At 66.8% G+C, this 11,916-nt stretch carries 13 protein-coding genes and 1 pseudogene; 13 read left to right on the plus strand and 1 reads right to left on the minus strand.

The window, feature by feature from the left end; genetic code table 11:
* The first annotated feature begins 1 nt into the window (after position 1).
* The 13 genes and pseudogenes from RVF83_RS11500 (at position 2) to RVF83_RS11560 (ending at position 10,793) form a co-directional block, all read left to right on the plus strand.
* Entirely contained in the window at positions 2–1,087 is a 1,086-nt protein-coding gene (locus RVF83_RS11500) for a phosphotransferase family protein (protein WP_005196857.1), read from the plus strand.
* A gap of 78 nt (positions 1,088–1,165) precedes the next feature.
* Positions 1,166–1,543: a PEP-utilizing enzyme gene (locus tag RVF83_RS11505; RefSeq protein ID WP_341262021.1), complete on the plus strand. Its 378-nt coding sequence runs from the start codon at positions 1,166–1,168 to the stop codon at positions 1,541–1,543.
* 56 nt (positions 1,544–1,599) lie between these two features.
* On the plus strand, positions 1,600–3,546 hold the full coding sequence (locus tag RVF83_RS11510; RefSeq protein WP_341262022.1) for a hypothetical protein: 1,947 nt from the start codon (positions 1,600–1,602) through the stop codon (positions 3,544–3,546).
* The gene (locus RVF83_RS11515; protein WP_005196859.1) at positions 3,536–4,357 is read left to right on the plus strand and encodes a tyrosine-protein phosphatase; all 822 of its coding nucleotides are present in this window, start codon (positions 3,536–3,538) and stop codon (positions 4,355–4,357) included. The genes RVF83_RS11510 and RVF83_RS11515 overlap by 11 nt, the downstream gene beginning before the upstream one ends.
* Before the next feature lie 14 nt (positions 4,358–4,371).
* A complete protein-coding gene (locus RVF83_RS11520) occupies positions 4,372–5,391 on the plus strand; it encodes a phosphotransferase family protein (protein WP_255220656.1) in 1,020 nt (339 codons plus the stop codon).
* Between the two features lie 10 nt (positions 5,392–5,401).
* On the plus strand, positions 5,402–6,508 hold the full coding sequence (locus RVF83_RS11525; protein ID WP_005196861.1) for a hypothetical protein: 1,107 nt from the start codon (positions 5,402–5,404) through the stop codon (positions 6,506–6,508).
* A gap of 68 nt (positions 6,509–6,576) precedes the next feature.
* Positions 6,577–7,195, plus strand: a pseudogene (locus RVF83_RS11530) (SDR family NAD(P)-dependent oxidoreductase); the annotation flags it as partial.
* 61 nt (positions 7,196–7,256) lie between these two features.
* Positions 7,257–7,409, plus strand: a complete 153-nt coding sequence (locus RVF83_RS11535; protein ID WP_341262036.1) for a hypothetical protein — start codon at positions 7,257–7,259, stop codon at positions 7,407–7,409.
* Between the two features lie 135 nt (positions 7,410–7,544).
* The gene (locus tag RVF83_RS11540; protein WP_039880209.1) at positions 7,545–8,288 is read left to right on the plus strand and encodes a FadR/GntR family transcriptional regulator; all 744 of its coding nucleotides are present in this window, start codon (positions 7,545–7,547) and stop codon (positions 8,286–8,288) included.
* An 85-nt stretch (positions 8,289–8,373) separates the two neighbouring features.
* Positions 8,374–8,625 carry a hypothetical protein gene (locus tag RVF83_RS11545; RefSeq protein ID WP_005196868.1) on the plus strand — a complete coding sequence of 84 codons (252 nt, stop codon included), beginning with the start codon at positions 8,374–8,376 and terminating at the stop codon, positions 8,623–8,625.
* Positions 8,626–8,680: 55 nt separating this feature from the next.
* Positions 8,681–9,133: a MaoC family dehydratase gene (locus tag RVF83_RS11550; protein WP_005196876.1), complete on the plus strand. Its 453-nt coding sequence runs from the start codon at positions 8,681–8,683 to the stop codon at positions 9,131–9,133.
* Positions 9,130–10,002: an HpcH/HpaI aldolase/citrate lyase family protein gene (locus RVF83_RS11555; protein WP_005196877.1), complete on the plus strand. Its 873-nt coding sequence runs from the start codon at positions 9,130–9,132 to the stop codon at positions 10,000–10,002. The genes RVF83_RS11550 and RVF83_RS11555 overlap by 4 nt, the downstream gene beginning before the upstream one ends.
* 5 nt (positions 10,003–10,007) lie before the next feature.
* The gene (locus RVF83_RS11560; RefSeq protein ID WP_005196879.1) at positions 10,008–10,793 is read left to right on the plus strand and encodes a PaaI family thioesterase; all 786 of its coding nucleotides are present in this window, start codon (positions 10,008–10,010) and stop codon (positions 10,791–10,793) included.
* Between the two features lie 33 nt (positions 10,794–10,826).
* Here the strand turns inward: RVF83_RS11560 and RVF83_RS11565 are convergent, their stop codons facing one another.
* Entirely contained in the window at positions 10,827–11,906 is a 1,080-nt protein-coding gene (locus tag RVF83_RS11565) for a Zn-dependent alcohol dehydrogenase (RefSeq protein WP_005196880.1), read from the minus strand.
* Positions 11,907–11,916: the final 10 nt, after the last annotated feature.

Raw genomic sequence — 11,916 nt, forward strand, 5'->3', positions numbered from 1 at the left:
CATGCGACGCGACAGCGTGACCTCGACTCCCGCCGACAAGGCGACGATCGAGGAGTTCCAGGCGGCACTTCACGCGGGCAGGCACGCCGAGGGGACGCGGCTGACCGGTGCCGTGCTGACGCCGGTCGGCTCCGGGGCGATGGCCGACACGTTCAAGGTTCGGCTGGCCTGGGACGCCCCCGGGGCAGACCCTGCCGGCCTGATCCTCAAGCGACCCGCGGTCGACAGTGCCGCCGCCGCCACCGCCGCCTCCCTCGGCGCCTACGAACGGGAGGCGCGTTTCTACAGCGAGTTGGCCCCACGCACGCGTGTGCGTGCACCCCGTCTGTTCGGCGTGATCGACCACGCGGGGGCCGGGACGCCGGACACGGTCCTGCTCGAGGACCTCACCGAGCGACACCGGCCGGGCGACCAGCTCCGGGAGGTGCCCATCGACGAGCTCGACCGTGCGCGGCATCAGCTCGCTTTACTGCAGGCGCCGTTCTGGGAGGACGCCGCCACCGCCGAGCTTCCCTGGCTGCACCGCCGACTGGGCGTGCCGATCCCGGGGATCCTGGAACGGATGCAACGTTCCTGGCATTCGGTGACCGACACCATCGCGGCCGACCTGCCCGCTGACGAACGCGAGTGCATCGACCGCTTCGTCGGATCTGCGGCCGAGTGGGCGCAGCTCAACCCGGGTCCGCAGACCCTGGTCCACCACGACCTGCGAGCAGACAATCTGCTGTTCGGGGAGGGCGAGATCGTCCTCATCGACTGGCAGACCATCGGCTGGGGTTCGGCGATGTTCGATTTCGCCTACCTCGTCGGTACCTCGCTGGAGGTCGGTACGCGACGCGCGCATGAAGCAGAGCTTTTGCGCCGGCACGTAGCCGACCTGCAGGAACTGGGCGTGGACTGGACCGAGTCCGACGCGCAGGACATATATCGGTGGGCGGCCTGCGCGGTGCTGATGATGCTGGTGCCGCCCATCAGTTCGGTGAAGTCCAATCCCCGGATGTTCACGATGTTCCGCCGGATGTTGAGCCTGGGCGCCCGACAAGCCCTCGACGCCGGCTCGCTCGATCTGCTCACCTCGCGCCCATGACCCGATCCCGACAGTCCGCCTGATGAAGAACTTTCCTACCCAGACCCCTTCGCCATCCACTTCGACCAGGAGAATCCCATGACCACTCATGAACCCGTCGTCGCCGATCCCGCCACCTTCGAAACAGTCGGCAAGGGACTCACCGTCTACGAGAGCGACGACCTCGTCGTGGGTCGCGCCAAGTGGCTCGAAACCCCTGGGGACGTCATCTCTTTCGTCGAGAGTGGCGAGGACGTCAGCGACGTCATCGTCATCGCCCGCGGCGGCACCACCACGTTCCTGGCGATGGCGCTCAACGCCGGCGTACGCGGTGTCATCACCCTGCAGGGCGCGCCGGAGAGCCACCTCGGCATACTCAGCCGTGAATACGGCATCCCCTGCATCATGTCGGTGATCTTCGAACGCGGCGTACGCACCGGCCGGGGGAGACCATCCCGGCTGACGGAGTGCAGTTGAAGCTGGATATCTCGTCGCGGCCGGATGGCATCGTATCCGTGGAACCCGGTGCACCGGTGGATGATTCTCCGGTCGACGCCGACACCGGTGGCGGGATGAGCCCGGAACAGATGGCCCAGATCCAAGCGTTGCTGGCCAAGTTCCAGGGCGAGGTGCCGCCCGGTCTGGAGGGCGATGCGATCATGCGGAAGCGCCTGGGCTCCAACGTACTCGATCTCGACGACCCGGAGTTCGACCGCGAGTTGAGCATCGACGAGACCAACGACGTTCTGCATTACCTCGCCTGGAACGAGTGGGACGCTCTGGCTGCGCGTGCCACCGAGGGGGAGTCGGGGCTGATCCCGCGCCAGGAGTATGAGGCGATGGGCATCATGGACAGCTGGTTCCACCACCCGTTGTGGCTCAAGGCTATTCAGGATCGTGTGGGGCCCGAAGGGATGACGGAGATCGCGGCGCGCGCCAAGAACGAGATCGGGACCAAGATCAACCTGCTGCACATCTGGGCCTGTGCCAGCGCGTCGAGCTTCGGCCGGGGAATCGCCCTCGAACTGAAGCTGCATGACTTCGACTACCGGACCAGCGTGCTGCCCGCGGCGATGTCGACGGTGCGTCGCATGTACAAGGGCATCTGGGGTACGGGACCGATGTTCTCCTCGATGCGTGACTACCGTGCGCCGATCCTGGACTCCGCCTGGATCGACCGTTTTTCATCTGATCGGATCGAGATCACCGGGGACGCCGAACGCTCCACCTTTCAGCGGTTCAACGGTGCGCTGGAGTTGCTCGGCTTCCTCGTCCACTTCGACAACCGACTCGGTCTGGGCGACAGTGGCCCGTACCCGACCGAGGACGGTGGTTTCGTCTTGGTCCGCGACCTGTTCATCAATGAACCGGCCTATGAATGGTCCTCGACCACCGAAGGTCTGCCGTACGCGGTGACCATTGCGATGAAGTTCGACGCCGACTCCGGGTTGAAGGTCCGGGTGCAGGATCTGTCGACGATGTTCAGCGACCCTGCCAATTACCTGCCCCACGTCAAGGGTGTTTCGGTCTATGCCCGCGACAAGTGGGACACACCCATGAGCGATGTGCGGGTGCTCTCGCTGGCCGACATGGACGACATGCGGGCCCGCGGCGAAGCCAGCTCGGAGGCGTTGTACAAGCACATCGCCTCGATGAGCCAGGAGGAGAAGGTGATGGCCGGCGCGGTCGTCTACGCCTCGGGCTTCGTGCTGCCCTTCGCACGGGCCGCAGGCATGGTCGACGAACTGATCGCCGACCACGGGTTCATGAGCGTGCACCCGGTGCCCACCGCGAGCTACGAGACGATCATCAGCGGTGTGGCCGGGGAGATGATCCCGCGGCTGTTCCTGACCGGTACCTGGGCCAACGACGTGACGCAGGCCAGCGGTGACACCGTGGTCAGCGCCGAGCGCGAGTTCGAGGTACTGCACGCCACCCGGGTGCGCGGCTTTGCCACTGCCGAGCAGATCGCCACCAGCACCGGACTGGAGATCTCCCTCATCGAACAGTGTCTGACGGAGGCTGTCGAGGCCGGCTTCGTCAAGCAGCTCACCGGTCGGATCTCCGGTGCCCGTCTCACTCCCGCAGGTCGAGCCCGACTGCTGCTGCTCACCCAGAAGGAGGTCGGTGAGACCGAAAAGACGGGTCTGTCCTGCGCCTACGACGCCTTCCTCGCGCCCAACCGGGAATTCAAGGCGCTCACCACGCAGTGGCAGTCGGACAAGGACCTCGACGCGGTCCTGGCCGGGCTCGACCGCATTCACGGTGAGGTGAACCGGATCGTCGGTGATGCCTCGGCGGCGTCGGCGCGGTTCGGTAACTACCGAGGCCGTTTCGACGACGCGCTGGCGCGGTTCCGGGACGGTGACGAGAGTGCGCTCGCCAGGCCGATGTCTGAGTCGTACCACGACATCTGGATGGAGCTGCACGAGGATCTGCTGGCCACCCTCGGTCGGCAGCGGGGCGACCATGACGAGTAGCGATGTACGGCCGGGCAGCGGCGTGATGATCACGCCGCTGCCCGGCACCACCAACACCCGCGACCTCGGCGGCCTGCCGACAACCGACGGACGGATCGTTTTCCGCGGCAGGCTGTTTCGCGGCGACGTGCTGGGGCCGGTGGGTTCGACGGCCGAGTGCTGCTGGTCGGACGAGCACGCCGCGGCGTACCGGGCGTTGGGTCTGCGTCTGGTGGTGGACCTCCGCTCGGAGCCGGAGGCGGAACTGGTGCCGTCGGCGTGGGGGACCGGCACCGGGGCGCGACTGCTGCACGCACCGGTCCCCGAAGGCGTCGAGGGCACCGAAACCGACTTCATGCGCATGCTGCGGGACGGGTCGGTCACGCGCTTCGGCCCGGCTGACCTCGGGGTCTGGTACAGCCAGGTCTTCGACCGCCGCGCCGACGTCTTCGGCCGGGTGGTCACCGAGATCGCTGATCCGCAGGGCAGACCGACCCTGATCCACTGCCATGCCGGCAAGGACCGTACAGGTCTGCTGGTCGCGCTGATCCTCGAAGTGATCGGGGTGCCGCGGGAGGCGATCCTCGAGGACTACGCGGTCACCGGTGTCAACCGACGTCATGTTGCCGAGCAGGCCGAGCCGCTCATCGCCGAACTCGGGCTGGTCATGGACGAGGTCCGGACCTTCTTCGAATCGCCGCCGGCGGCGTTGTCGGCGGCACTGGGGTATCTCGACCGGGAGTACGGCGGTGCTGCGGGTTATCTGCGGGAGGCTGGCGGTGTGGAGTCGGAGCGGCTCGACGCTTTGCGCGAGGGGCTGCTCTCGCGATGATCGTCCACGACTTCGTGACTGCCCTGAGCGATCAGTTGCCGCAGACCGACGGGGTGGTCGAGGTGACCGCCACCCCATGCGGTGCCGGGCAACTCGCCGACAGCTTCCGCCTCGGTCTGCGGTACCGCGACGGGACGACCGGGCCGTCGAGCGTGTTCGTCAAACTGCCTCCCTCGGACGAGGCGTCGGCAACCACCGCACAGCGAATCGACGCCTTCGGCCGGGAGAGCTACTTCTACACCGATCTGCTGCCGCATCTGGAGGTCACCACGCCGCGGCTGCTCGGACTCGTCGACTTCGGTGACACCGGAACCGGCATCGTGCTGGAAGACCTGTCGACGCTTACCCGCCAGCTGGACCAGTTGCGCGACGGTACGCCGGCCCAGGTGGCCTCGGTGATGGATCAGCTGCCCGGGTTGCAGGCCCCATTCTGGGACGACGTGACCGCCGCCGGCGGCGACGAACGCTACTACAACCGGACGCAGGACCACATCGAGGGCCTGGCTGAGCGCTACCTGCAGTCGTGGCACCGTCACGGCGACACCGTGGGGGCCGGCCTCGACGCGCCGCAGCGTCACCTGGTGGAGAGGTTCGGTCAGCGATCGCGGGAGTGGGCAGCCGGGATCGCCGGTCCCCGAACCCTTGTCCATCAGGATCTGCGGCTGGACAATCTGTTGTGGAGCGACGCGGATGGCGCTGTGCTGATCGATTGGCAGACACTGGCTTTCACGTCCCCGGCCTGGGACCCGGCTTTTCTGCTCGGAACCGCGTTACCCCCCGAACAACGCCGGCAGACCGAACGCGGCCTGATCGCCGGACATAGTGATGCGCTGGCTGCCCGCGGCATCACCGGCTGGCCTCCGGAACGCGCGTGGACCGAGCATCGCCGCCTATCCGGATCGGTCCTGCTGGCGATGATCGCGGCGCTGGCCTTCGTGGCCCCGACCGAGCGCGGTTTCGCGATGTTCGCCTCGCTGATCGATCGCGGCACCCGCCAGGCACTCGACCTCGACCTGCTCGAATTCCTCGACTGAAAGAGACTCAATGCTCAGCAAATGGGACGACTACCCGATTCATCAGGCACCGTTGCCGGCGACGACCACCATCGGGGCCGACCCCGGCCGGTACAACCGGCACTGGATGGCGATGCACGACAAGGACCTGACCACGCAGGTTGGCTTCGGGCTCAGCGTGCACCCGAACCGGGGGATCGTCGATGCCTCGTTCAGTGTGTCCCGGAACGGTGGGCAGAGGTCGGTCTTCGGCTCCGCGCCCCTGACTGTCGATTTCGACATGGAGGCGGCACCGCTTCGCCTCGAGGTAGTCGAACCCGGACGGGTGCTGCGGATCGTCGTCGACGAGTATGACGGTGTGGCAGCCGATCTCACCTTCACCGCGGTCACCAAACACGTCGAGGACAGTCGGATGCGGCGCGACTCCGGCCACACCCTGATCTCCGAACGGCTGCGCACGGTGCAGTTCGGCGAATGGTCGGGGTGGTTCGAGGTCGACGGTGTGCGGACCGACTGCAGCCGGGATCAGTGGTGGGGCTTCCGCGACCGATCCTGGGGTTCTCGGACCACCGGCACGGTGAGCGAGGGCAAGGACTCGAAGAAGAAGAGCGGTATCTACTTCGCCTGGACACTGTTGCGTTTCGACGACGAATGCCTACTCGTGGCCGTCAACGAGAATGCGCAGGGTGTCAGCGAAGCCCGAACCGGGGTGGTGCTGCCCTTCCTTACGGAAGGGGAGAAGGCCTACGGCGACGACGAGAACCTGCTTCGCAGCGACGTTTTCCACTTCGACATCGACTACCGGCCCGGGACCCGGCGGGCTCGCGAGGTCGAGTTGACCGTCGGGCCCCGCGGGGCGATCTCGCGGCAGGTGACGATCGAGCCGAGGGTCGAGTTCCTGATGCAGGGACTGGGCTACTACCACCCGAAATGGAAGCACGGCACCGATCACCGTGGCGCTGCGGCGGGTTCGGACGCCTGGAATGTCGCCGACGCCGACCCGGCTCGGATCGAGAACGTTCACGCTCAGCAGATCTGTCGTGCGGTGCGTTCCGACGGCGCGGTGGGCCTCGGACTGTTTGAACACGTCGCGATCGGGCCGCATCTGCCGACCGGTTTCGACGAGGGCACGAGCTAGCGAGGGAGATCGTGTTGGCGTACGAAAGCGTTTTCAAGTCAGGACTTTTCGAGGGACAGACGGTCATCGTGACCGGTGGCGGCAGTGGGATCGGGCGCTGTACCGCCCACGAACTCGCCCATCTCGGGGCCAATGTGGCGATCGTCGGTCGCACGCAGGAGCGGCTGGACCGAGTCACCGCTTAGATCCGCGAGGACGGCGGCACTGTGGAGCCGTTCACTTGCGACATCCGCGACGAGGAGCGGGTGCAGCAGGTCGTGACCGAGGTTGTCGAGAGATTCGGTGGCATCCACGGTCTGGTGAACAATGCGGGCGGACAGTACAAGTCGCCGCTCGAGGACATCTCCACCAAGGGTTTCGAGGCGGTGGTGCGCAACAATCTCACCGGCGGCTTCATCTTCATGCGTGAAGTCTTCAACGGCTACATGAAGGAGCACGGCGGCTCGATCGTCAACATCATCGCCGACATCTGGCACGGGTGGCCCGGCTTCGGCCCACTCCGGAGCGGCACGCGGCGGAATGCTGACCCTGTCGGAATCCGCGGCTGGGGAATGGGCGGAGTACGGCGTCCGGGTCAATGCGCTTGCACCGGGTTCCATCGCGTCGAGCGGTCTGGACACTTATCCCGAGCATCAGCGCAGCTACATCCGCAATTCGGTGGTCCCTCGCCAGCCGCTGCGGCGCTTCGGATCGGAGTCGGAGGTTTCGGCCGGTATCGTCTTCCTGCTGTCGCCGGCGGCAGCGCTTTGTGACCGGCACCTGTCTGCGGATCGACGGAGCGGCACCCAACGGCCGGCGTTGGACGCTCAACGGTGCCGACAACAACGCCGTTTACAACGGCTTCCACCGCGCGCAGCGACCCAAGATCCTGGAGGGGAGCGGACTGACAGCCGACTGGTGAGGGCGCGCGAGGCTCCCGTGGGAGCCGAGCTGAGCCGGGGCTCCTGCGATAGGGTCGACCCACGGTGCAGCACGTAGAACAGACCGCCGCCGGCGGCACCAGTCGTCTCCGGCAGGGTCGACAGGCGAGGTGGTAGTGACGGAGTCAGCACAACCGATCGGGCTCGGGGCGGTCTCGGTACCTCGTCCTGCCGATGTCTTCGCCGAGACGCTTCGCCACAGAATCCTTGATGGTGACATCCCGGTGGGCTCGATGCTGCCTGCTGAGCGTCAACTGGTCGAAGACAGCGGGCTGACGCGCTCCGCGGTGCGCGAAGCCCTGGCCCAACTGCAGCGTGAAGGGCTGATTGCGGTGAGAACGGGTCGGCGCGGCGGTTCGGTGGTGACCCGCCCGACCGCCTCGGAGGTCTTGCGCTCGGTTCGGCTGAACCTCGAAGGCTGGGCTCCGAGCAGTGAGATGCTGATGGAATCGCGGGTCGCGATCGAGCCGTGGTGCGCTTACTTCGCCGCCGAACGCCGCTCTGAGGGAGACCTGGCCGAACTGCGCGAGATCAACGAGCGCACCGCCCGGGCGCTCGAAGGTCACGGAGATTTCGTCGAATGCAAGGTCGCCTGGCACAGTGCGGTGTCGCGGGCCGGTCGCAACGAGGTTCTGTTCACGCTGGTCGAAGCCGTCTCACGTGCTGCATACCGGCAGTTCGATCGGACCACACTGCAGGGTGAGGACGCCGATTCCCGTCTCCGGTCGCTGCAGGTGCACGAGGCGGTCACCGACGCGATCGCCCGGCAGAAGCCGGGGCTGGCCTTCAAGCTGATGGGCAACCATCTCAATGCTCCGTCGATCGTCGACGAGTTCCCGGACGGCCCTGTGACCGACTGAGCGGACATGGGTCGGCTATTGCCCCTGGGCCCTCGCTTCCGCTACTTTATGGTCATACCATTTAGTTGTTGAGGAGGTGGCGGTCATGGCCAGAAGTGCGACGGTGGGGCACGCCGACGAGTTGATCCGGTTCGCCCGCGCCTGGGCGCCGTTCGGTGGTCCGGGTGACGAGGTGTTCGTGACTTTCGGTGTCGGTCAAGCGGAGTTCTACCAGCGGGTGATGTCTGCGCTCGCCACGAATTCCGGCGGTCTGCCGGTTTGTGAGGCAGCGGATCTGCAGCGGCACTGCCGTCGGCAGCTCGCGCTTCTGCGCGCCGGGGCTCGGCCGAGTCGTTGACCGGTTCCGATAAAGGTCGTACCATTCAGCCATTATTCGACTGTGGAGGTGTGCCGTGGCAGGTGTGTGGTTCGACGAGTTGACGGTTGGGCAGATGTTCGAGCATCCGATCCGCCGCACGGTCACCGAGACCGACAATGTGCTGTTCACCGCGATGACCCACAACCCCGCGCTGCTTCATCTCGACGAGGAGTACATGAAGGGCACCGAGTTCGGGCAGCGGGTGGTCAACAGTGCATTCACTTTGGGCCTGATGGTGGGGATCTCGGTCGGTGACACGACGCTGGGCACCGCGGTTGCCAATCTCGGCTGGGACGAGGTTCGTTTTCCCAAGCCACTGTTCCACGGTGACACCATCAACGTCACCACCGAGGTCATCGAATTACGTGAGTCCAAGTCTCGGCCGGATCAGGGGATCGTGGTCTTCCTGCACAAGGCCTTCAACCAGCACGGCGACGTTGTGGCCTCCTGCAAACGTGCCGGGCTGCAGCGGAAGAAGCCGCAGTGAAACCGCTGCGGTCGTTCCTGTTCGTCCCCGGCGACAGTGAGAAGAAACTGGGCAAGATCGACGGGTCCCCGGCCGACGCGATCATCCTGGATCTCGAGGATTCGGTGAGTCCGTCCCGCAAGGCCGACGCGCGACGGTTGGTCGCCGATTATCTCCGTGAGGCTGCTGGGAAACGGGAACTGCCCGAGCTCTGGGTTCGGATCAATCCGCTGGACTCCGGCCAAGCGCTGGCCGATCTGGCCGCGGTGATCGCCGTCGGTCCGGCCGGGATCATGATCCCCAAGATCGACGGACCGGCCCATGTCCAGCAGGTGTCGCACTACATCGACGCGCTCGAAGCCTCACATCGTTTGTCTGCTGGGCGTATCCGGTTGCTTCCGGTGGCCACCGAGACCGCCGTCGCGCCGTTCCGTCTCGGAGACTTCGCCGCGGCGCAGATCGAACGTCTTTACGGATTGACCTGGGGGGCTGAAGATCTCAGCGCCGCACTGGGCGCCTCGACGAATGTCGGGCCGGACGGGGGCTGGGCGGTTACCTATCAATTGGTGCGGTCGATGACGCTGATGGGTGCCCGGGCTGCCGGCGTCGAAGCGGTGGAGACGCTGTATGTCGACATCCGCGATCCCGAGGGGCTGGCGGAGTCGTCACGCCGTGCGCGCGCCGAGGGCTTCAGTGGCCGCATCGCGATTCATCCGGCGCAGGTCGAGGTCATCAACGAGGCGTTCACCCCGACCGAGGCGGAAGTCGACTTCGCGCGCCGCGTCGTGGCCGCCTTCGAGGGGGAGGTCGGTACCGTCGCGCTCGACGGCAAGATGCTCGACCTTCCGCATCTCAAGCAGGCGCAGCGGGTGCTTGCGCTGGTCGGCTGAGCTCGGTGGCCGACGCCGATCCGGAGGTCGCATTCCTTGCGCAGATTCCCGAGGCGATCTTCGGCGTCGTCGACATCGTCGGCACCAGTTCGGCGGTGACCGGGAAGATGCGCTCCGGGTCGTGGTTGCGGACCGACGACGGTCGGCCCGCCCCGGGCGGGATCGGCGTGATGGTGGACGCGGCGGTCGGTGGGGCCGCAGTCGCGCACCGGCCGGCAGGTGGCTGGGCGGTCACCACCGATCTGTCCATCGTGTTCTGCGGGGACATCCCGGATGTCGGCCCGGACCTGTCGGTGTGCGGGCAGACGGTGCAGCACGATGCGGTTGCCGGAGTCTCCACCGGCACAGTCCATTCCGGTGACCGTCTGGTGGCGACAGTGATCGAGCGGATCGCGTTCATCGACGTGGCGCCGCGGCCGGCAGTCATGGCCGGCAGTGTCGGCGATCTCGAGGGGTCGACGCTGGGATGTCTCGGCGGGGTGATGACCGAAGCCGGGGTGCAGGTTCGGGTGGGAGAGAACGCGACCAATCCCGGGGGCGCGTTACACGGCGGGGTGTCGGTGTACCTCACCGAACTCGCCGCGTCGCACGTCGTCCACGAACAGAACCCCGATCTGGTTCCGGCGACCCTGCACATCTCCTACGCCAGGCCCGGAAGATTCGGCGAGACAATCGAGTTCGTAGCGGAGTCACATCACCTGGGCCGCAACTCCGCGACCATCGACGTGGCTGCGTCCGATACGTCCGGCCGGGTCGTCACACGCGCCCGTCTCACCTATCACCGCCGCTGAGCGGCGGTGATAGGTGAGGTGAGGTGTGGGCGATCAGGCCTGAGGTGACAGCACTATCCGCAGCGCCTGGCCGCTCTGCTGGGCGTCGACGGCATCGTTGATCTTGCTGAGATCGGCGGTCTCGGTGATGAGCCGCTCGACGGGTAGCCGGCCGGTCCGCCACAGGCCCACCAGCAGGGGCAGGTCCCGATGCATGCTGATGCCGCCGTGGAAGCTGCCGGTCAACTTCTTGTCGTCGTGGAACAGTTCGTAGGCGTTGATCTCGACCACCTGATCCGGACGCCCCGCGCCGACCACGGTGACGGTGCCGCCGCGGCGCACGGCGCGCCAGGCCGCGGTGACCGTGGCCGGCGCGCCCACCGCGTCGATCACCACGTCGAGGTCGCGCAATTGGTCGAGCTGGTCGGGTTCGGCGCCTTCGGTGGCACCCACGGTGGTCGCAAGGGCACGCCGTTCCGGCATCGGGTCGATGGCTATCACTCGCGCCGCGCCCGCCACCACTGCGCCCATCACGGCGTTGAGACCGACTGCTCCGCAACCGATCACCGCGACATTGTCGCCGGGCTGGACTCGGGCGCTGCGCAGCGCGGCGCCGGCTCCGGTCGGCACCGCGCAGCCCATCATCGCTGCGACCGGGAAGGGGACGTCGTCGTCGATGCGGACCACCGCGTTGGCCGGTACCACGGTCTGCGCGGCGAAGGTCGACGTCGCCATGCCCTGATGGATCGACGCGCCGTTCAGGCTGAGCGGCGACTGCCGCGCCGGTCCCTTGCCGGCGCGCTGATCGGCCGACGACCTTCGATTGGCGCACAGGTAGTCGTCGCCGCGGCGGCAGGGCACGCAATGACCACACGGCGGGACCCAGACCATGACCACGTGATCGCCTGGCGCGACCGAGGTGACGCCCTCGCCCACCGAGGTCACGATGCCCGCGCCCTCGTGTCCCAGCACCACCGGCGTCGGCTGGCCGAACGAGGTGGTCAGTGACAGGTCGGAGGCGCACACGCCGCAACTGTGCAGCTCGACGGAGACCTCCCCGGGGGCCGGGGGAGCGATATCGATCTCCCGGATGTCGAAGGGCTCGCCGGGGGCCCACATGACTGCTGCGCGCATCAGATCTCCT

Origin of the sequence: Gordonia rubripertincta (genome assembly GCF_038024875.1) — a bacterium.
Lineage (GTDB): Bacteria > Actinomycetota > Actinomycetes > Mycobacteriales > Mycobacteriaceae > Gordonia > Gordonia rubripertincta.